The organism is Caulobacter sp. BE264 (assembly GCF_031457805.1).
GTDB lineage: Bacteria > Pseudomonadota > Alphaproteobacteria > Caulobacterales > Caulobacteraceae > Caulobacter.
On the sequence record NZ_JAVDXI010000003.1, the window covers coordinates 1 to 19,680 of the forward strand.

The window sequence follows — 19,680 nt, forward strand, 5'->3', positions numbered from 1 at the left end:
CTCCCGGCGGCCCCATCGTTTAGCGCCCGATGTCGGCGGAGGCGGCTATCTATCCAACCTCGTTTTCCCTGTCAAATCGTTTTTTTCAAAACTTTTCGAACTGGGCGGCGAAACCAGAAAATCCGGATCCGCCACAGCGGCCAGCTTCTAGAGAAGCTAACCAATCCAGTCAACCGATTATTTTGAAGAAACTTCAAAGTATCGAGTAACTAGACCTTACATCGCGCCGCTGAATTCTTGCGAAGTCTTGGCGGCGATGTTCGGAGCGGCGCTTCTAAAGAGGCGACATTCCGAAGTCAACCAACTCTTTTCGGCTTTTTCGACAACCCGGAAGACCCGGTATCGAAGAGACAAAAAGAGGATCCCGGGGCTGCCGAAGCCGCCCTTGCGGATCCATCACTGAGTCGATTGGAGCGCGGTTTCTAGCGAAGCGTCTGAACCGATGCAACTCCCTTTCGGGGGCCGCGTCGTCCGGTCGCGATGCCGTTCCGAGCGAGGCGGTGATCTAGTCGGCCAGCCGGCGGCTGGCAACCCCCTCGCGACAATATAACGACGCTCTTTTGACGGCGTCGTTAACAGAGGCTTTCGGAGCCCGACCGGGCGGGCTCCAGCCTTACGCCTTAGTGCTGGCTCTCCGGGAGACGCACGATCAAGCCGTCCAGCGCGTCGCTCACCTTGATCTGGCAGGACAGGCGGCTGTTGGGCTCGACGTTCTCGGCGAAGTCGAGCATCGACTCCTCCATGGCCGACTTGTCGCCGGTCTTATCGAGCCAGGCCTCGTCGACATAGACGTGGCACGTCGCGCAGGCGCAAGCGCCGCCGCAGTCGGCGTCGATGCCCGGCACGTTGTTCTTCACGGCGCCTTCCATGACGGTCAGGCCTGGCTTCACGTCGATGACTTGCTCGGCGCCGTCGTGCTGGATGTAGGTGATCTTGGCCATTTGTTTCCCGTTACCCCTGGAAGGCTCTCTCTATGGGGCGACCTTAGGCCGCCACCTCTTTCATGGACACCGACGGATCGGCGAGCTTGTTGGCGTCGACGGGCGTGCGCTTGGCGATCAGTTGCTTGCCCGCCATGAATTCCGGCGGCGCGTTCACCGCCTCTACAGCTTGGACCAGGTCGCCCTTCAGATGGAAGACGGCGAACTTCGCCGCCGCCACGTCGCCGCGCACGACCTGCCGGTCGGCGTCGAACGGCAACCCGGCGATCTGCAGCTTGAGATCATACTGGTCCGACCAGAACCACGGCGTCTCAGCGGGCGGCGCCGGACGGCCCAGAATCGCCGAAGCCGCCTGCTTGGCCTGTTCAAGGGCGTTCGGCACGCTCTCAAGACGGAACTGGCGGTCATAGAGCGGCAGCGGACGGTGGGTGACATCACCAATGGCGAAAATGGACGGATCCTCGGTGCGCGCCTCGAGGTCGACCACCACGCCATTGACGGTAGACAGGCCGGCGTCCTTGGCCAGCTCGTCGTTCGGGACCGCCCCCACGCCGACAAGAACGACGTCACACGCCACGACCCTGCCATCGGCGAAGCGCACGCCCGTCACGTGCCCGTCCTGGCCTTCAAAGGCGGCGACGCCCGCGTTGAGCTCGAACGCGACGCCATGCTTGCCGTGATAGTCCTGGAAGAAATGCGACAGCGTCTCACAGGCGACGCGGGCCAGGACGCGGCTCTCGCGCTCGATGACCATGGCGTGGCTGCCTAGGGCGCGGGCTGAAGCGGCGGCCTCGAGGCCGACATAACCACCGCCAACGACGGCGAGGCGCTTGTCCGGGCCCAAGGCGTTCTTCAGCAGCTCAGCATCCGCCGCCGTGCGCAGCGCCAGGACACCCGCGAGATCCGCCCCCGGGATCGGCAGCTCGCGGGCGCGGGCGCCCGTGGCCAAAACCAGGAAATCGTAGGGGATCACCTCGCCGGAGGCCAAGGTCAGGGTCTTGTCGGACCGGTTGATCCGCTCCGCCACGCCGCCAAGCCGCAGCATCACGTTGTTGTCCGCGTACCAGTCGGCGGGCTTCAGAGAGAGTGAGTCGGCGTCAGCCTCACCTTTCAGCCAAGCCTTCGACAGCGGCGGGCGCTGATAGGGCAGCAGCGGCTCGTCCCCGATCAGGACAATCCGACCCTCGTGACCATACTGACGCAGGAACGCGGCGACAGAGCCACCCGCATGACCCGCGCCGACGATGACGACGCATGCGTTCTGATTGACGTTAGCGCTCAATGACGCCCTCCCTTTCGTCAAAAATGACGCCGGCGTCACCTATTGGCAAGCGCCTTCGACAGAGGCGGATACGGAATGGGGCGGCTCGTCTCCGAAGCCGCCCCATTTTTGTCGTTCTGGAAGATGCGTTAGACGACCCGCTCGACCATCATCTTCTTGATTTCGGCGATCGCCTTGGCCGGGTTCAGCCCCTTGGGGCAGACCTGGGCGCAGTTCATGATCGTGTGGCAGCGATAGAGCTTGAAGGGATCCTCAAGCGCGTCGAGGCGGTCGCCGGTGGCCTCGTCGCGGCTGTCGATCAGCCAGCGATAGGCGTGCAGCAGGGCCGCCGGGCCCAGATACTTGTCGCCGTTCCACCAGTAGCTGGGGCACGAGGTCGAACAGCAGGCGCAGAGGATGCACTCATAGAGGCCGTCGAGCTTCTCGCGGTCCTCGGGGCTTTGCTTCCACTCGGTCTGCGGTTCGGGCGTGTCAGTATGCAGCCAGGGCTCGATCGAGGCGTACTGCGCGTAGAACAGCGTCAGGTCCGGAATCAGGTCCTTGACCACCGGCATGTGCGGCAGCGGACTGATCTGCACGGCCTTTCCGGGAACCTCGGCCCAGCCATGGGTGCAGGCCAGGGTGTTGCGGCCGCCGATGTTCATCGAGCACGAGCCGCAGACGCCTTCCCGGCACGACCGGCGGAAGGCCAGGGTCGGGTCGATGTTGTTCTTGATGTACAGCAGGGCGTCCAGGACCATCGGGCCGACGGCGTCGACATCGACGTCGTAGGTGTCCCAGCGCGGGTTGCCGCCCGACTCCGGATCGTAGCGGTAGATCTTGAAGGTCTTGACCTTCTTGGCGCCCGCAGGAGCCGGCCAGTGCTTGCCCGACTTGACCTGCGAGTTCTTGGGGAGTGCGAGTTCGACCATCGTACCCTCAGTAGACCCGTTGCTTCGGCGGGATGTAAGCGATGTCGTCCGACATGGTGTAGCTGTGGACCGGGCGGTAATCGATCTTCACCTTGCCAGTGTCGAGGTCGAGCCACGCCAGGGTGTGCTTCATCCATTCGGTGTCGTTGCGATCCGAGAAGTCTTCGCGCGCGTGGGCGCCGCGGCTCTCGGTGCGGTTGGCCGCGCCGTTCACCGTCACCACGGCCTGACCGATCAGGTTGTCGAACTCCAGGGTCTCCATCAGGTCGGTGTTCCACACCAGACCCCGATCGCTGACCTTGAGATCGGCCTTCTTGTCCCAGACGGCCTGCAGGCGCTTCACGCCGCTGTCCAGGCTCTCGCCCGTACGGAACACGGCGGCGTCTTCCTGCATCGCCTTCTGCATCTCAAGACGCAGTTCGGCGGTGCCGGTCGAGCCCGAGGCGTTGCGGAATCGGTCGAAACGCGCCAGGTGCGCGTCGGTCTGGGCGTCCTTCAGCTCGGGCTGCTTAGCGCCCGGCTTGAGGATCTCGGCGCAACGCAGGGCCGCGGCGCGCCCGAACACGACAAGGTCGATCAGCGAGTTGGAGCCCAGGCGGTTGGCGCCGTGCACCGACACGCAGGCGGCCTCGCCCACGGCCATCAGACCGGGGATCACCTGGTCGGGGTTGTCGCCCGACTTGGTGACGACTTCGCCGTGATAGTTCGTCGGGATGCCGCCCATGTTGTAGTGGACGGTCGGCAGCACCGGGATCGGCGCCTTGGTGACGTCGACGCCGGCGAAGACCTTGGCGGTTTCCGAGATGCCGGGCAGACGCTCGGCCAGGATCTTCGGATCGAGGTGGTCGAGGTGCAGGAAGATGTGGTCCTTGTTGGGACCCACGCCGCGACCTTCGCGGATCTCGATGGTCATCGCGCGGCTGACCATGTCACGCGGCGCCAGGTCCTTCACGGTCGGCGCATAGCGCTCCATGAAGCGCTCGCCTTCCGAGTTGGTCAGGTAGCCGCCTTCGCCGCGGGCGCCCTCGGTGATCAGGCAGCCCGCGCCGTAGATCCCCGTGGGGTGGAACTGCACGAACTCCATGTCCTGCAGCGGCAGGCCGGCGCGCAGGGCCATGGCGTTGCCATCGCCCGTGCAGGTATGCGCCGAGGTCGCCGAGAAGTAGGCGCGGCCGTAGCCGCCGGTGGCCAGGACCACCATCTGCGCCTGGAAGCGGTGCAGCGTGCCGTCGTCGAGCTTCCACGCGGTCACGCCGCGGCAGACGCCGTCATCCATGATCAGGTCGAGGGCGAAGTACTCGATGAAGAACTCGGTGTCGTGGGCCAGCGACTGGCCATACATCGTGTGCAGCATGGCGTGACCGGTCCGGTCGGCCGCCGCGCAGGTACGCTGGATCGGGCCTTCGCCGAAGTTCTTGGTCATGCCGCCGAAGGCGCGCTGATAGATCTTGCCGTCAGGCGTGCGCGAGAAGGGCACGCCCCAGTGCTCGAGTTCATAGACCGCAGCAGGCGCGTTGCGGGTGAGGTACTCGATGGCGTCCTGATCGCCCAGCCAGTCCGAACCCTTGACGGTGTCGAACATGTGCCAGCGCCAGTCGTCCTGGCCCATGTTGCCCAGCGAGGCCGAGATGCCGCCCTGCGCCGCAACGGTGTGGCTGCGGGTCGGGAACACCTTGGTGATGCAGGCGGTCTTGAGGCCGGCCTGGGCGGCGCCCAGCGCAGCGCGGAGGCCAGAGCCGCCGGCGCCGACGACGACGACGTCGAACTTGTGATCGATGAACTTGTAGGCCGACATCAATAGGCTCCGGTCACGGTCAGGGCGACCTTGAGGATCGAGAAGACCCCCAGGGCGCCGGCCAGCACGCAGACGAACAGGTTGCCGATCACCAGGGCGGTCTTGGTCGTGAAGCGCTCGATATAGTCTTCGATCACCACCTGCACCGCGCTCTGCAGATGCACGAGAGCGGCGATCAGCAGCAGGCTCAGAAGGACCGCGTTCAAGGGCTGGGCCATCCATTGCACGACGACGTCATGCGGCGCGCGCACCTGCTTGAGCGCTGAATAGACGCCCCAGATCGTCAGCGGCGCGAGCGCCAGACCCGAGACCCGCTCGGTGATGAAGTGGCTGACGCCGTGGCGCGAGGCGCCCATGCCGCGTGCGCGCGACAGCGGCGTGCGGAACTGCTGCGGCTGGAAGAGATCTTTCTTGCTCATGATCAGAACGCTCCGATGCCGCCGGCGATGACCCAGGTGACGATCGTCGCCACCACCGCGAAAGCAATCGCCATGGCGCCAGTCATGTCAGCTGTGCGCGGGGCGAAGCCCTTGCCGGCGTCCCAGAAGGTCTGGCGAAGCGTGTAGGCGACGTTGAAGAACACCGCGAAGGTCTCGCCCAGCAGCACCAGCTTGCCAATCGGCGAACCGAGCAGGCCGACGTAGCCAGCGTAGGCGTCAGGCCCGGCGGCCAGCGCGGCGGCCCAGCCCGCCAGGATCACGGCGCCGACCCAAAGGCCGATGACACAGCCGCGGTGGAGGATCGAGCAGGCCATCGTGATATGCCAACGCCACACCTGCAGGTGCGGCGACATCGGGCGCTCAGGCAGCCCCCGGCTCGTGTCGGTCATGAGAGGTCCAACCCCAGTAGCCTTTGTGCGTTGCGGGATGCTTTTAAGCGCGAGGACGGGGGTGTCAATTAAACGCCCCCCTATTGAGAAACGTTCGCAACGACATTGTCCGCAGAAAATGGAACCCCTTTCATCGCCCTGGCGTTAGGCTGGGTTGCTTCGGGGGAACAGCATGACCAACGCGATCGACTTCCACGCGATTTTCGATCGCATCCCCTCGCCCTACATGTTGCTGGACCGCGACCTTCGTTATGTCGCCGCCAACGCCGCCTATCTTCGGACGACCGCGCGTAGTTGGGCGGATCTTGAGGGGCGTAACCTCTTCGACGCCTTCCCGGCCGAAGGGGCCAGCCGTCGCGACCTGGAAGCGTCCATCGTACGCGCCCGCGACAGTGGCGAGGTCGATGAACTCCCCCTGATCCACTATGCGATTGAGCGCCCGGCGCATCTGGGCGGCGGGTTCGAGGATCGCATCTGGAGCGCGACCCACACGCCGATCCCCGACGAGACCGGCGCCACCCGGTTCATTCTCCAGCACACGCAGGACGTCACCGCGATCCAGAGGTTGAAGGACGCCGCCCTGGGCCAACGGTCGTCCGCGGCGCGGCTTGGCGAGGACGTGTTGCGGCGCGCCGAGACCGTTCAGGCCCAGGTCCGGCAGCTCCGGAATCTCTTCATGCAGGCCCCGAGCTTCATGGCCGTGCTGCGCGGCCCCCACCACGTCTTCGATCTCGCCAACAACGCCTATGCCCAGTTGATCGGGCACCGCGAGGTGATCGGCCTGCCGCTCGGAGCCGCTCTGCCGGAGGTCGTTGATCAAGGCTTCATCGAACTCCTCGATCGCGTCCTGGAGACGCGCGAGGCGTTCGTCGGGCGGCGCGTCAAGGTCGCCCTGCAGCGTGAGGTCGGCGCGCCGCTCGAAGAGCGCTATCTCGACTTCATCTATCAGCCAATTGTCGATCCGGAGGGAACCGCTTCCGGCGTCTTCGTCGAAGGCGTCGACATCACCGAGCAAGTGCAGGCCGATGAACGCCAGCGCCTGTTGCTCGACGAGTTGAACCACCGCGTAAAAAACACCCTGGCGACGGTCCAGGCCATCGCCCAGCAGACCCTGCGCGGCGCGAGCGATCCAGAGACCTTCGCGGCCGCCTTCGAATCACGGCTTCTGGCGTTGTCTCAAACGCACAACGCCCTGACCGATAGCCACTGGGCGGGCGCGGGATTACGCCAGATCCTGTTGCAGGAGCTCGGCCCCTATGGAGCCGAACGGGTCGTGATTAACGGCCCAGACGTGCATCTGCCAGCGCGCGTGGCCCTATCGCTCGGGATGGTCTTTCATGAGCTGGCCACCAATGCAGCCAAGTATGGAGCGCTGGCGCAGGCGGGGAAGCTCGTCCTGACATGGTCTGTCCAGAACGACGCGCTGCGGTTCGAATGGCGCGAAACCGGCGGCCCGCCCGTCGTCGCTCCAGAGCGGCGCGGGTTTGGATCGCGGCTTATTGAACGCAGCATCACCGGCGAACTGAGAGGCCGGGTCGAGGCCGACTACGCGCCGGACGGCCTGATCATGCGGTTCGAGACCCCGCTGATACGCGACCCGGTCTAAGCGCTTCGCCGAAGAAATCGGAAACGCCCTAGTCCCGCAGCACGCACAGAGCCAGATGCTGCAAGAGCATGATGGTCTTGGCGTCCTTGATCCGACCGTCGGCGATCATGGCCAAAGCCTGGTCGATCGGCAGTTCAAGCACCTCAATATCCTCGCCCTCGTCGGGATGGCCGCCGCCTGCGCCGATACGCATCGTCGCGTCATACTCCGCGATGAAGAAGTGCAGAATCTCGGTGACCGAGCCTGGGCTCATGAAGGCTTCAAAGACCTTGCGGACCGCGCCCAGGCGATAGCCGAGCTCTTCCTCAACCTCGGCGCGGATACGGACCTCAGGCTCGGCGTCGTCCAGCAGGCCGGCGGCGGCTTCGATCAGCAGGTCGTCATGACCGTTGACGAACGCCGGGTAGCGGAACTGCTTGACCAGCAGCACGGTGCGGTTGGCGAGATTGTAGGGCAGCAGGACCGCACCATTGCCGCGATCGTAGTGCTCGCGCGACTGGGTCTGCCACGTCCCGTCCCGGCGTTTCCAGTCGAAAGTGGTCGTGCGCAGAACGTACCAGTTATCGGAGAGGAGCATGGTTTCGCGGACTCGAATGCGATCCTTCACCGACATCAGCGTCTCCTAGTCCCGGACCCGGCCGACGTAGTCGGCGGATCGCATTTCCTGCAGGCGCGAGACGGTCCGCTCGAACTCGAACGCGCCGTCCCCCTCCGGATAGAGCTGCTCTGGCTCAGCATCGGCCAGGGCCACCAGCTTGACGTCGACTTCGTAGAGCGCGTCGACCAGGGTGTTGAACCGCCGGGCGGCGTCGCGACGCGCGGGGGTCAGGCAGGGCACGTCTTCCAGGAAGACCGTGTGAAAGCGCTCCGCAAGGGCCAGGTAATCCTGCGGCCCCAGGGCTTGCTGGCAGAGGCTCGCGAACGAAGACCGCACCAGACCGCCGGCCGCACGCGGCAAACGCATCTTCCGCCCGAGCACCTCTAGCGTCACGCCTGTCTCCGGCGCGCCATCCAACATGTCGCCCCAGAGGCGGTCGAACTCGGCCTGACTGGCCTTGTCGTTTGGCGCGAGCCAGGTGCGGGCCGCGCGCAGGCGATCCAGACGGAAGTCGACGGGCCCGCGAACCGCCACGATATCCATCGCCGACTTCAGCATGTCGATGAATGGCAGGAAGAGCTGGCGGTTCAGACCGTCCTTGTAGAGATCCTCCGGCGGCCGGTTGGAGGTCGCCACCAGGGTGACGCCCCGCGCGAACAGGGCCTCAAACAAACGCCCCAGAATCATGGCGTCTGCGATGTCGGTGACTTGCAGTTCGTCGAAGCACAACAGGCGCGCTTCGCCGGCGATCCGCTCGGCTGTGGGGGCGACGGGATCATCGCCCTTGGACTGGCCAAAGCGCGCCTTGCGGGCGGCGGTGTCGCCCTTGCGCCAGGCGTCGATGTCGGCGTGAACCTCGGCCATGAAGGCGTGGAAGTGGATCCGCCGCTTCCTGGCCACCGGCGCGCTGTCGAAGAACAGGTCCATGACCATGGACTTGCCGCGACCGACAGGGCCCCAGAGATAGACGCCGCGCTGGCTCTTGGGCTTGCGGCCAAAGAGCGAGAACCCCGGCTCGCCGGCGGCGTCGAGATCGGCTTCCAGGCGCGACAGGGCCTCGACCGCGGCGGCCTGTGCGACGTCGGGCCTGATCTCGCCCTGGGCCAGGCGCTCGCGATAGGCGGTGCGAAGGGATGTCGGCATCAAGGATTGCGGTTAGCGCGTTCGCCGCGCCTGGAGCAAGAGGGCGCTGACAGAACCGATCACCACGCCTAAGCTCAGCGCATGGTTCATGTTCCGGCCGCCGGGGCGGTCCAAGCGGGCCAAGCCGCCGATCCCCACATTATCGACACGCTGATCGCCGAACGCGCCCCACGCCTGACGGGCTCGCCGGCCTGGCCGCTGCTGAAGCCCGCCCTCTATCGCCTGCTCGACTATCGCAAGGCGCGGACCATGGCCGAAACGATCGAGACGATGGGCGGCCAGGCGGCGCTGGATCATGTTTCGGCGCTTCTCTCGCTGAAGGTCGCCGTTCGCGGCCTTGACCATATGCCGGCGAAGGGTCGCGTCGTGATCGTCGCCAACCATCCGACCGGCATAGGCGACGGCGTCGCCGTCTACGACGCGCTGAAAGCCCATCGTCCGGATATCGTCTTCTACGCCAATGCGGACGCGCACCGCGTTTGTCCCCGCTTCGACGATGTCCTGATCCCCGTGGAGTGGGTCGAAGAGAAGCGTAGCCGCGAGCGCATGCGCCTGACCTTGTCCATGACCCGCGAGGCGATGGAGGCCGAAAGGGCGCTGATGATCTTCCCCGCCGGGCGCCTGGCGGTGGTGGACGCGGAAGGCCGGCTGAGCGACCCACCATGGATGGCCTCGGCGGTCTCGATCGCCCGCAAGTATGGCGCGCCGATCACGCCGATCCATCTTGAGGGACCCTGGTCGACCCTTTTCCACCTGTTTGGCCGCCTGTCGCGTGAACTGCGGGACATCACCCTGTTCCACGAACTGCTGAACAAGACGGGACGTCGCTTTTCGCTGACCGTCGGCCCGCCCGTTGATCCGGAGTGCTTGCCGCGCGACGCCGAGGAAGCCACCGAGGTGCTGAAACGCTATGTGGAGCGCCAATTGCCGAACAAGCTGACGAGCGCCCTGACGTGAAGACCCTTTTCCTTGCCGACGAGGCCGCGACCCAGGCGCTGGGTCGGACGCTGGCCCTCGCCCTTCGCGCGGGAGACGCCCTCTGTCTGACCGGCCCGCTGGGCGCCGGCAAGTCGACCCTGGCCCGCGCCCTGATCCGCGCCCTGACGACGCCGGACGAGGAGGTGCCCAGCCCGACCTTCACGCTGGTTCAGTTCTATGAGGCGGCCAAGTTTCCACTGGCGCATTTCGATCTCTACCGGCTCTCGGACCCCGATGAGGCCTATGAGATCGGATTGGACGAGGCGCTCGATGGCGGCGTCGCCCTGATCGAATGGCCCCAGCGGTTGGAAGGCCGTTTGCCGAGGACTCGGCTCGATATAGACATCGCCCTCGACGGCGACGCGCGGCGCGCCGTCATCGTAGCGCACGGCGATTTCGAAGGACGTGATCTTGAGCTCTGAACGCGAGGCGGCCAAGGCCGCGTTCCTGTCGACCCACGGCTTCGGCGATGTGCGTCGCCAGTCGCTGGGCGGCGACGCCTCGACGCGCGCCTATGAGCGGCTGCATCGGGGCGAGCAGAGCTTCATCTTCATGGACCAGCCGCCCTCGGTCGAGACCGCGCCCTGTCCGCCCGACGCCTCGCCGTCCGAGCGCGCGGCGCTGGGCTACAACGCCCTGGCGCGCTTGGCGGCGGGCCGCGTCGACGCCTTCGTCGCCTGCGCGGGATGGCTGAACGCCCAGGGCCTGTCGGCCCCCAAGGTGCTCGCGGCCGATCCGGGGGCGGGCCTGGCCGTGCTGGAAGACTTGGGCGACGACCTCTACGCGCGCCTGATTGAAGGCGGTACCGACGAGGCGCCGCTCTACGAGGCCGCCATCGACGGCCTGCTCGCGATCCATGCGGCGCCGACGTCCGAGACGCTCAGCTATGACGGTTCGACCTGGCCGCTGCTGACCTATGATGATCTGGCCCTGAAGACCGCCCACGACATCTTCGTCGAGTGGCAGCCCAAGTTTCGCGACATCGCCTTCGACGAAGCGGCCCTGGCCGAGTGGGAAGCGATCTGGGCGCCGATCCGCGCCAAGGGCGAGGCCGGCGCGACGGTCTTCTGCCACCGCGACTATCACGCCGAGAACCTGATCTGGCTGCCGCAGCGCGACGGCGCAGCGCGGGTCGGCATGCTGGACTTCCAGGACGCGGTCCTGGCCCATCCGGCCTGGGACCTGTCGATGCTGCTGCACGACGCCCGCCGCACCGTCTCGCCCGAGCGCGAAGCCGCGTGCCTGGACCGCTATCTGGCGGCCCGCCCCGACCTGGACCGTACCGCCTTCCTGGCTGACTATCATGCGCTGGGGGCGCTCAACATCATCCGGATCCTGGGCATTTTCGCCCGCCTGGTGACCCGCGACGGCAAGCCCCGCTACGCCGATTTCATTCCGCGCCTTTGGGTCTATCTGGACGTCTGCTTCGCCGACCCCGCCCTGACGGAGCTGAAGGCGTGGTTTGATCGCTACGTGCCGGTGGAGACTCGCCGATGAGCGGTCCGAAAGTCGCCATGGTGTTGGCCGCAGGGCTCGGCACCCGCATGCGCCCCCTGACCAACGACCGGCCCAAGGCTCTGGTCGAGGTCGCCGGCAAGGCGCTGATCGATCATATGCTGGATCGCCTGGTCGCGGCGGGCGTCGAGACCGCCGTGGTCAACGTCCATTACTTCGCCGACCTCGTGGAGGCCCACCTGCGGGTCCGTGAAGCCAAGGGTCTCGCCCCCCGGATCGTCATCTCCGACGAGCGCGCCCAGGCGCTGGAGACCGGCGGCGGGATCAAGCACGCCCTGTCGTTGCTGGGCGAAGGGCCGGTGTTTGTCGCCAACATCGACTCGCTCTGGATCGAACACGCCGGCGCCGCCGTCGACGCCGTGGCCGCCGCCTGGGATCCAGACCGGATGGACGTGTGCCTGATGCTGGCCTCGACGACGGGTTCGCTCGGCTTTCACGATACGGGCGACGTGTTCCTCGGCGCCGACGGCGTCGTGCGCTTCAAGGACGCCGGCGAGACCGCGCCGCTCGTCTATGTGGGCGTGCACATCTGCAAGCCGGCGATCACCGCCGATGGTCCCGAAGGGCCGTTCTCGCTGCTGCCGCTGTGGAAACGCCTGGCGGCCGACGGCCGGGTCCACGGCGTCGCGCCCGAGGGCCTCTGGATGCATGTCGGCGATCCGCAAGCCAAGCTGGCCGCCGAAGCCCGGCTCGCCGAGGCATGAGCGGGTCCGCGCCGTTCTTCGAGCGAGAAGGGCCGCGCTGGTATTCGATCCCGGCGCACCGCCCGTTCGTCGACGACCTGGCGCGGGGCCTTCTGAACACGCTGGAGCCCCTGGGCCCCGAGGCCCTGCCGCGCGCCACCGTACTGACCCCGACTCGCCGGGGCGCGCGGGCTCTGGCGGACGCCTTCCTATCGGTCGGCGGCGGTCGGGCGCTGCTGCTGCCGCAGATCCGGCCGCTGGGCGATCTGGACGAGGGCGAGCCGCCGTTTGAGCCCGGGGAGCTGTCGCTGATTCTGCCGCCCGCGATCTCGTCACGGCGCCGACGGTTCGAACTGGCGAGGCTGGTGACCGATCACGGCGACAAGCTGTCGTTCAAGCCCGGACCCGTCCAGGCGCTGGAGCTGGCCAAGGCGCTCAGCGAGTTTCTCGACAGCTGCCAGATCGAGGAAGTGAACTTCGACGACAGGCTGGACGGGCTGGCCGAAGGCGATCTGGCGCAGCACTGGCAGGTCTCGGCCCGGTTCCTGCGGTCGGTGCTGCGGGCCTGGTCCGCACGCCTGAATGATCTTGGCCTGATCGATGTCTCCGAACGCCGGGTCCGGCTGCTGCGCGCTCTTGAGGCGCAGTGGCGCGACAACCCGCCGACCGAGGTGCTGGTCGCCGCTGGTTCGACCGGCACCGCGCCCGCGACCGCTGACTTGCTGCGCGTGGTCGCCGCCGCTCCCAAGGGAGCCGTGGTGTTGCCAGGTCTGGATGAGGATCTCGCGGACACCGCCTGGGCCAAGATCGAGCGCTCGCAGGGCGAGCAGCATCCGCAGGGGGCGATGAAGCGCCTGCTGGACCGCGCCGGGGTCTCTCGCGCCGAGGTCCGCGCCTGGGTTCCCGAGGTCGACAGCCGGGGCCGCTGGCGTCGCCGCATCGTCAACGAAGCGCTGCGCCCCGCCGAGGCCACCGCCGACTGGCTGAGCCAGATCGCCGCCCTGCGCGCCGAGGCGCCGGAGCTTGATCCCGTCGCCGAAGGACTGAAGGGGTTCTCGGTCATCGCCGCCCGGGCCGAGGAAGAAGCCGCCGGCGCCTGCGCCCTTCTGCTGCGCGAAGCGCTTGAGGATCCCGCCCGGACCGCCGCCCTGGTGACGCCGGACCAGACCCTGGCGCGCCGGGTCATGACTCGCCTGCAGCGGTGGGGCGTCATTCCCGACAGCTCGGCCGGCGCGCCTCTGGCCGCCGCCGGATCGGCGATTCTGGCCCTGCACTTGGCCCGACTCGTCGAGGAGCCACTCAACCCCGTCCGCCTGCTGGCCTTCGCCAAGCACCCGCTGGTGCTGGGCGAGGACGAAGCCCTGGCCGCCGTTCTGCTTGAGCGCAAGGGCCTGCGCGGCGCCGCGCCCAGCTCGGCCGAGGTCCTTCGCGCCCGCCTCCGCGACGCGCCGGAGGCCCTGGCCTTGGCCGACCGCGTGCTGGCCGCCGTGCGCCACGCCGCCTCGCCCTATGGCGGCGGCGCCCTCGCCACCCCGGCCCGCGCAGCCCAGGCCCTGGTCGAGGCGCTGGAGTCGCTGATCGCGCCCCATCGCCTTTGGGCCGGGAACGCCGGGGAGTGCCTGGGGACGCTGATGGCCTCCCTGATCCAGGACGGCGAGCCCTTGCCCGACGCCTCGCCCCAGGCCTTCGCCGATATTCTCGACCGCCTCGTCAACGAGGAGACCGTCCGGGTCGGCGGCGCGACCCATCCGCGCCTGCGCATCCTCGGCGCCATCGAGGCGCGCTTGGTGCGCGCCGACCGCCTGGTGCTGGCGGGGCTGGAGGAAGGCGTCTGGCCGCAGGGCGCGCCGATCGATCCGTTCCTGTCGCGGCCGATGCGCCAGCGCCTGGGCCTGCCGCCGCCCGAGCGCCGGATCGGCCTGACCGCCCACGACTTCGCCCAGGCCGCCAGCGCGCCGGACGTGGTTCTGGTCCATTGCGAGCGGCGTGGCGGCGCGCCCGCCGTCGAGTCGCGCTGGCTCTGGCGCCTGAAGACCCTGGCCGCCGGCGCGGGCCTGACGCTGCCGCGTCGCGATGATGTGACCGACTGGGTTCGCGCCCTGGACGCGCCGGGCCCCTACGCGCCCATAGGCCGCCCCGCGCCCAAGCCGCCCGTCGAGGACCGTCCGCGCAAGATGGCGGTGACACGCGTCGAAGCCCTGACCCGCGATCCCTATGCCGTCTGGGCGCGTGACATTCTGAAACTTTACCCGCTGGAGCGTCCCGACGAGCCGGTGGAGGCCCGGGCGCGCGGCACGGCCATCCATGCCGCCTTCGAAAAGTTCGCCGAGCTCTATCCCGACGCCGTCCCCGCTGAAGCGGCCTCGGCTTTCGAGAGACTCTATATCGACGCTCTGGTCAGCGCCGGCATGCCGCCCACGGCCCTGGCGCGCGAAAGGGCCCTGGCCCGCGAGGCCGCCGCATGGGTCGCCGATTGGGAACGCCAGCGCCGCACCAATGTCCGACGCATAATCGTCGAGGCCGAGGGCAAGCTGGACCTCGTCATCAACGGTCGTCCGTTCACCCTGACCGCCAAGGCCGACCGTATTGAGCCGACGCCGGACGGAACGGCTCATATTCTCGACTACAAGACCGGCGCGGCGCCGTCCCAGAAGCAGGTCGACACCGGCTTCTCGCCGCAGTTGACCCTGACGGCGGCGATCCTGATGAACGGCGGCTTCCCGGACCTCGGCAGTCCCGCGCCCGGCGACCTGACCTATGTCCGCGTCACGGGCCGACGCCCCGCCGGCGAGGAGCAGGTCCGCGCCCTCGCCGGTGACGAGGCCAGCGCTGCGGCGACCAAGGCGCTGGAGGGTCTGTCGGACCTGATCGCGCGCTACGATGACCCCGACGAGCCCTACCGCTCGCGGGTCGCGCCACAGTTCGTCAAGGAGCACCCCGGCGACTACGCCCATCTGGCCCGGGTGTTCGAATGGTCGACCAGCGGCGACGACGGAGAGGGCGAATGAGGCCGCTCGTCCAAATCCTCCCCCCAGCGGGGGAGGTGGTCGCGCAGCGGCCGGAGGGGGAAGTGCGATCGGCGGGGTCATTCCCCCCTCCGGTCCTTCGGACCGCCTCCCCCACGGGGGGAGGATTGTGATGCACGACCCCCAGCGTATCGCCGCCGACCCCACGATCTCGGCCTTCGTCACCGCCAATGCCGGTTCGGGCAAGACCAAGACCCTGATCGACCGCGTCGCGCGCCTTTTGCTGGCCGGGGTCGAGCCGCAGGCGATCCTGTGCGTGACCTACACCAAGGCCGCCGCCGCCGAGATGCAGCGGCGCCTGTTCGACCGGCTGGGCAAGTGGTCGGTGACCAGCGACGCTGATCTGCGCGCCGAACTGGTCAAGCTGGTCGGCGAGGCCGACGCGCACTACGACGCCAAGAGCCTGTCCGACGCCCGCGCCCTGTTCGCCAAGGCGCTTGAGACGCCGGGCGGCCTGAAGATCCAGACCATTCACGCGTTCTGCGAGAAGCTGTTGCGGCGCTTCCCGCTGGAGGCCGGGGTCTCGCCAGGCTTCACGGTGATGGACGATCAGGCTGGCGCCGCCATCGCCCGCGCCGCCCGCCGCGCCGTCGCCGCCTGGGTCGACGGCCACGACGACGCGTTCTCCGAGGCCTACGCCCGTTTTTCGGTGGCCCTCGATTTCCAGAACTTCGAGGCGATGTTCGCCGGTTTCGAGACCCGGCGCGGCCAGATCATGGCCTATGTCCAGCGCTGCGGCGGCCTGGCCGGAGCGATCGCCGACGCCTGGGCGCGTTGCGGCTTTGACGCCCCGACCTCGGCCGAGGACCTCGCCGTCAGGGCCATGGCCCGCCTCGACCTGCCGGCCTGGCGCGCCGCTGCGACGGTGCTGTTCGACGGCGGCGGCAAGCAGGACGCCAAGTCCGCCGAGGCCCTGGCCGCCGTCGCCCGCGATCCCGACGCCACCCTGGACCTGGCCCTGCGCGCCCTCTTCACCGAAGGCGGCGAGGGCACGCCCGCGACCTGGCCGGCCAAGACCTCGGGTCTCAAGAGCCGCGAGGACCTGCGCGAGGCCCTGCTGCTGGAGCAGGCCAAGCTGGAGGCCGCCCGCGAGCAGGTCCGCGCCGCCAGGGTGGCGGAGGACACGCAGAACGCCCTGCTGCTGGCCGGCCTCTATATCGAGCGCCACATGGCCGAGAAGGAGGCGCGCGGCGCGCTCGACTTCACCGACCTGATCGACAAGACGCGACTGCTGCTGACCGAGAAGGTCGAGGCCGCCTGGGTGCTCTACAAGCTGGACGGCGGCATCGACCACATCCTGCTGGACGAGGCCCAGGACACCGCCCCCGAGCAGTGGGAAATCCTACGCGCCCTGACCGCCGACTTCTTCGTCGGCGAGACGTCCGAGGGCTGGAGCGGCCGCCGCGCCGAACGGACCCTGTTCGTGGTCGGCGATGAGAAGCAGTCGATCTACTCGTTCCAGGGCGCCGACCCGACGCGTCTGCTGGAAGAGACCCAGGGCTATATTTCGCGGATCGAGGCGGTCGGCGCGGTCGGCAAGGGCGTGCCGCTGACGGTCTCGTATCGCTCGACCCACCAGGTCCTGAGCTTCGTCGACGCCCTGTTCTCCGATCCGGACACCCGCGAAGGGGTGCCGCCCCCCGTCGGCCAGGACCTGGTCCGGCACGAACTCTTCCGCCACGGCCACCCCGGCTGTGTCGACCTCTGGCCGCTGACCCGCGAACTGCCCGGCGAGGAGCGCGAGGCCTGGGAGAAGCCGCTCGACGAGGAGGGCGAACGCAGCGCCAATCGCCGTCTGGCCGAAACGATCGCCGCCGAGACAAAGGCGATCCTGGAACGCGGCGATGCGGTGTTCGACAAGGATCTGGGCCGGCATCGCGCCGCCCACGCCGGCGACATTCTGGTGCTCGTCCGCCGCCGCAAGGTCTTGTTCGAGGAGATCATCCGCGCCCTGAAGCGGCGCGGCGTGCCGGTGGCGGGGGCTGACCGCCTGGCGCTCTCGAGCCATATCGCCTTCGAAGACCTTCTGGCCTTGGGCCGGTTCATCCTGTTCCCCGAGGACGACCTGACCCTGGCGGCCCTGCTGAAGACCCCGTTCTGCGGGCTTGCCGACGATGACGTCTATGCGCTGGCCAAGGGTCGCCGGGCGACGCTTTGGGCCGAACTTGTTCGACGGTCGGAGGAGCGTCCCGAATGGACCGCCGCCCGCACGGTGCTCGACTGGGCGCTGACCGAAGGACGCCGCCGCCAGCCGTTCGAGTTCTACGCCGGCTGGCTGGGCCTGACGGACGCCGACGGCCGTTCGCACCGCGCCAAGGTCCTGACCCGGCTGGGCGCGGAAGCCGAAGAGGCGCTGGACGAGTTCCTGGCCCAGGTGATGGAGGCCGAGCAACGCGGCGTTCGCGACCTGGAGGCCCTGGTCGCCGACTTCGCGGCGCTGGACATCGTGGTCAAGCGCGAGATGGAAGGCGCGCGCCGTGAGGTGCGGGTGATGACCGCCCACGGCTCGAAGGGCCTGGAGGCGCCGATCGTCTTCCTGCCCGAGACGACGGTCAGACGCGGCGCCGGCGGCTCGCCGCTGCTGGTCACCGAGGACGGGGCCCTGCTGTGGTGCGCGTCCGGCAAGGGCGACTGCGCCGCCTCGGCCAAGGCCCGCAAGCTGCGCGAGGACAAGGAGGCGCAAGAGGCCCTGCGCCTGCTGTATGTGGCCCTGACCCGGGCCCGCGAACGGCTTATTCTGTGCGGCCGTATCGACGCCCGGACCAAGGATGACAAGGTCGGCGGCTGGTACGCGGCGGCGCGCGCCGCCTTCGCCCATCCCGATATCGCGCCGGGCGTCCGGACCATCGGCGACGGCGACACGGCGTTCCTGCGTTACGGCCCCGATCCGCTGAGCGCGCCGAGGCTTGACCTCGCCGCCGCCGCCGTCGCCGATACGCCGAGCTGGATCACGGCCCAGGCGACGCCCGAGCCTGCCGCCGCCCGCTACGCCGCGCCGTCGCGGCTGGAAGACTCCGCCCGGGTTCCCGCCCCCTCGCCCTTGGCTCGGATCGCTGGCCTTGGCCGCTATCGGCGCGGCGAGCTCATCCATAAGCTTCTCCAGTTGCTGCCCGACCTGCCGCCCGCTCAGCGCCCCGACGCGGCACGGCGCATCCTGGCGGCCGAGCGCGACCTGACCGACGCTCAGCGGGAAGAGATGGCCAGCGCGGCGTTCGGGGTGCTCGACGACGCGAAGTTCGCGGCGGTGTTCGGGCCCAATTCGCGCGCCGAAGTCGCCCTGGCCGGCACCAGCGTCTATCTGCCCCAGGGCCTGGCCGTCTCCGGACGGGTCGACCGGCTGGTGGTGGACGACGAGCGCGTGCTAGTGGTCGACTACAAGACCAACCGCCCCTCGCCCGACCGGATCGAGGACGCCGATACGGCCTATCTGGCCCAGATGGCGGTCTATGCGGCCGTGCTGCGCGAGGTGTTCCCAGGCCGCGCGGTCGAGGCGGCGCTGGTGTGGACGGACGGCCCCAAACTGATGCCCGTTCCAGAAAAGGTGATGGGCAAGGCGCTGGCGCGGCTGACCTAGCCCGTTGCCGGGGGTCTCGCGTGCTCCTACATCTTGATGCAAGTCTCCGGAACGATTCCGGATTTGACCCTTATCGCGTCCGCCGCGCCGGAAAACGGCGGCGCGACGCCAGACTGGAGCAGACCATGAGCACCGTTGCGGTGACCGACGCCACCTTCGAAGCCGACGTCCTGAAGTCGAGCAAGCCCGTCCTCGTCGATTTCTGGGCCGAATGGTGCGGTCCGTGCAAGCAGATCGCCCCGGCGCTGGAGCAGCTCTCCGAGGAACTGGCCGACGTGGTGACCATCGCCAAGGTCAATATCGAGGACAGCCCGACGACGCCGTCGCGCTACGGCGTTCGCGGCATCCCGACCATGATGCTGTTCCGCGATGGCCAGATGACCTCGATGAAGGTCGGTGCCATGCCCAAGCAGAAGATCCTGGAATGGCTGAACGAAGCCGGCGTCCAGCAACCGGCCTGATCGGCCCTGCCGCGCTGAATTGAAAACGCCCGCTCCGGTTCGCCGGGGCGGGCGTTTTGCGTTGTGAGATCCCGACCTTCGCGGCGAATGCCGGGGCCCGGATCGAACCCCGTGACACGTCACCTGCGGTACGGACGGTCGGCGCGAACCCGCTCAAGGCTCAGGACGAATCGGGACCCCGGCGTTCTCCGGGGAATTCGGATGAAGAAGGGACCTACTTTTTCCCCGTCGCGATGAACGGCGAGACGGGCGCCGGCGGCGGCTTCTTCTCGGCCTTCGGTTTGCGGATTTCCTTGTTCGACTTTTTCTGACCCTTGGCCATCGGTGGTTCCTGCCAG

The 19,680-nt window shown here is 68.0% G+C and carries 17 protein-coding genes; 8 read left to right on the top strand and 9 right to left on the bottom strand.

Annotated features, from left to right (window positions below; translation table 11 throughout):
* Nucleotides 1-620: 620 nt before the first annotated feature.
* The 6 genes from J2X45_RS08205 to sdhC all read right to left on the bottom strand — a co-directional run bounded on the left by J2X45_RS08205 (nucleotide 621) and on the right by sdhC (nucleotide 5,758).
* Nucleotides 621-941: a 2Fe-2S iron-sulfur cluster-binding protein gene (locus tag J2X45_RS08205; RefSeq protein WP_096053187.1), complete on the bottom strand. Its 321-nt coding sequence runs from the start codon at nucleotides 939-941 to the stop codon at nucleotides 621-623.
* A 43-nt stretch (nucleotides 942-984) separates the two neighbouring features.
* Nucleotides 985-2,223, bottom strand: a complete 1,239-nt coding sequence (locus tag J2X45_RS08210) for an FAD-dependent oxidoreductase (protein ID WP_310213628.1) — start codon at nucleotides 2,221-2,223, stop codon at nucleotides 985-987.
* A gap of 128 nt (nucleotides 2,224-2,351) precedes the next feature.
* The gene (locus tag J2X45_RS08215; protein WP_310213631.1) at nucleotides 2,352-3,134 is read right to left on the bottom strand and encodes a succinate dehydrogenase iron-sulfur subunit; all 783 of its coding nucleotides are present in this window, start codon (nucleotides 3,132-3,134) and stop codon (nucleotides 2,352-2,354) included.
* Between the two features lie 7 nt (nucleotides 3,135-3,141).
* Nucleotides 3,142-4,929, bottom strand: a complete 1,788-nt coding sequence (gene sdhA / locus J2X45_RS08220) for a succinate dehydrogenase flavoprotein subunit (RefSeq protein ID WP_268065760.1) — start codon at nucleotides 4,927-4,929, stop codon at nucleotides 3,142-3,144.
* A complete protein-coding gene (gene sdhD / locus J2X45_RS08225) occupies nucleotides 4,929-5,384 on the bottom strand; it encodes a succinate dehydrogenase, hydrophobic membrane anchor protein (protein WP_310214387.1) in 456 nt (151 codons plus the stop codon). Before sdhD ends, sdhA begins: the two co-directional genes overlap by 1 nt.
* The gene (gene sdhC, locus J2X45_RS08230) at nucleotides 5,351-5,758 is read right to left on the bottom strand and encodes a succinate dehydrogenase, cytochrome b556 subunit (protein WP_310213635.1); all 408 of its coding nucleotides are present in this window, start codon (nucleotides 5,756-5,758) and stop codon (nucleotides 5,351-5,353) included. The genes sdhD and sdhC overlap by 34 nt, the downstream gene beginning before the upstream one ends.
* A 172-nt stretch (nucleotides 5,759-5,930) precedes the next feature.
* Here sdhC and J2X45_RS08235 point away from each other — a divergent pair, with 172 nt between their 5' ends.
* The gene (locus J2X45_RS08235) at nucleotides 5,931-7,364 is read left to right on the top strand and encodes an HWE histidine kinase domain-containing protein (RefSeq protein ID WP_310213637.1); all 1,434 of its coding nucleotides are present in this window, start codon (nucleotides 5,931-5,933) and stop codon (nucleotides 7,362-7,364) included.
* 28 nt (nucleotides 7,365-7,392) lie between these two features.
* On the opposite strand, the gene J2X45_RS08240 is transcribed toward J2X45_RS08235, so the two are convergent.
* Together J2X45_RS08240 and zapE are read right to left on the bottom strand one after the other, a co-directional pair.
* The gene (locus tag J2X45_RS08240) at nucleotides 7,393-7,977 is read right to left on the bottom strand and encodes an NUDIX domain-containing protein (protein WP_310213639.1); all 585 of its coding nucleotides are present in this window, start codon (nucleotides 7,975-7,977) and stop codon (nucleotides 7,393-7,395) included.
* Between the two features lie 9 nt (nucleotides 7,978-7,986).
* Nucleotides 7,987-9,105, bottom strand: coding sequence for a cell division protein ZapE (gene zapE, locus J2X45_RS08245; protein ID WP_310213640.1), 1,119 nt, complete (start codon nucleotides 9,103-9,105; stop codon nucleotides 7,987-7,989).
* A gap of 81 nt (nucleotides 9,106-9,186) precedes the next feature.
* Here zapE and J2X45_RS08250 point away from each other — a divergent pair, with 81 nt between their 5' ends.
* The 7 genes from J2X45_RS08250 to trxA all read left to right on the top strand — a co-directional run bounded on the left by J2X45_RS08250 (nucleotide 9,187) and on the right by trxA (nucleotide 19,342).
* The gene (locus tag J2X45_RS08250) at nucleotides 9,187-10,062 is read left to right on the top strand and encodes a GNAT family N-acetyltransferase (protein ID WP_310213642.1); all 876 of its coding nucleotides are present in this window, start codon (nucleotides 9,187-9,189) and stop codon (nucleotides 10,060-10,062) included.
* Nucleotides 10,059-10,505, top strand: coding sequence for a tRNA (adenosine(37)-N6)-threonylcarbamoyltransferase complex ATPase subunit type 1 TsaE (gene tsaE, locus J2X45_RS08255; RefSeq protein ID WP_310213645.1), 447 nt, complete (start codon nucleotides 10,059-10,061; stop codon nucleotides 10,503-10,505). The genes J2X45_RS08250 and tsaE overlap by 4 nt, the downstream gene beginning before the upstream one ends.
* Nucleotides 10,489-11,580, top strand: a complete 1,092-nt coding sequence (gene amgK / locus J2X45_RS08260; protein ID WP_310213647.1) for an N-acetylmuramate/N-acetylglucosamine kinase AmgK — start codon at nucleotides 10,489-10,491, stop codon at nucleotides 11,578-11,580. Before tsaE ends, amgK begins: the two co-directional genes overlap by 17 nt.
* Entirely contained in the window at nucleotides 11,577-12,302 is a 726-nt protein-coding gene (gene murU / locus J2X45_RS08265) for an N-acetylmuramate alpha-1-phosphate uridylyltransferase MurU (protein ID WP_310213650.1), read from the top strand. The genes amgK and murU overlap by 4 nt, the downstream gene beginning before the upstream one ends.
* Nucleotides 12,299-15,289, top strand: coding sequence for a double-strand break repair protein AddB (addB, locus tag J2X45_RS08270; protein ID WP_310213653.1), 2,991 nt, complete (start codon nucleotides 12,299-12,301; stop codon nucleotides 15,287-15,289). Before murU ends, addB begins: the two co-directional genes overlap by 4 nt.
* Nucleotides 15,290-15,419: 130 nt before the next feature.
* Complete coding sequence (gene addA / locus J2X45_RS08275; protein WP_310213654.1) at nucleotides 15,420-18,881, top strand: double-strand break repair helicase AddA; 3,462 nt, start codon at nucleotides 15,420-15,422, stop codon at nucleotides 18,879-18,881.
* 125 nt (nucleotides 18,882-19,006) lie between these two features.
* A complete protein-coding gene (gene trxA / locus J2X45_RS08280; RefSeq protein ID WP_096053174.1) occupies nucleotides 19,007-19,342 on the top strand; it encodes a thioredoxin in 336 nt (111 codons plus the stop codon).
* 214 nt (nucleotides 19,343-19,556) lie between these two features.
* Here trxA and J2X45_RS08285 read toward each other — a convergent pair whose 3' ends face one another.
* Nucleotides 19,557-19,664, bottom strand: a complete 108-nt coding sequence (locus J2X45_RS08285; RefSeq protein ID WP_310213655.1) for a hypothetical protein — start codon at nucleotides 19,662-19,664, stop codon at nucleotides 19,557-19,559.
* Nucleotides 19,665-19,680 lie beyond the last annotated feature (16 nt).

Bases quoted from the DNA above. Each gene is read 5' to 3' on its own strand.
- J2X45_RS08205 (WP_096053187.1), bottom strand. From the start codon at position 941: ATGGCCAAGATCACCTACATCCAGCACGACGGCGCCGAGCAAGTCATC.
- J2X45_RS08215 (WP_310213631.1), bottom strand. From the start codon at position 3,134: ATGGTCGAACTCGCACTCCCCAAGAACTCGCAGGTCAAGTCGGGCAAG.
- sdhA (WP_268065760.1), bottom strand. From the start codon at position 4,929: ATGTCGGCCTACAAGTTCATCGATCACAAGTTCGACGTCGTCGTCGTC.
- sdhC (WP_310213635.1), bottom strand. From the start codon at position 5,758: ATGACCGACACGAGCCGGGGGCTGCCTGAGCGCCCGATGTCGCCGCAC.
- J2X45_RS08235 (WP_310213637.1), top strand. From the start codon at position 5,931: ATGACCAACGCGATCGACTTCCACGCGATTTTCGATCGCATCCCCTCG.
- J2X45_RS08240 (WP_310213639.1), bottom strand. From the start codon at position 7,977: ATGTCGGTGAAGGATCGCATTCGAGTCCGCGAAACCATGCTCCTCTCC.
- zapE (WP_310213640.1), bottom strand. From the start codon at position 9,105: ATGCCGACATCCCTTCGCACCGCCTATCGCGAGCGCCTGGCCCAGGGC.
- J2X45_RS08250 (WP_310213642.1), top strand. From the start codon at position 9,187: ATGGTTCATGTTCCGGCCGCCGGGGCGGTCCAAGCGGGCCAAGCCGCC.
- murU (WP_310213650.1), top strand. From the start codon at position 11,577: ATGAGCGGTCCGAAAGTCGCCATGGTGTTGGCCGCAGGGCTCGGCACC.
- addB (WP_310213653.1), top strand. From the start codon at position 12,299: ATGAGCGGGTCCGCGCCGTTCTTCGAGCGAGAAGGGCCGCGCTGGTAT.
- addA (WP_310213654.1), top strand. From the start codon at position 15,420: ATGCACGACCCCCAGCGTATCGCCGCCGACCCCACGATCTCGGCCTTC.
- trxA (WP_096053174.1), top strand. From the start codon at position 19,007: ATGAGCACCGTTGCGGTGACCGACGCCACCTTCGAAGCCGACGTCCTG.
- J2X45_RS08285 (WP_310213655.1), bottom strand. From the start codon at position 19,664: ATGGCCAAGGGTCAGAAAAAGTCGAACAAGGAAATCCGCAAACCGAAG.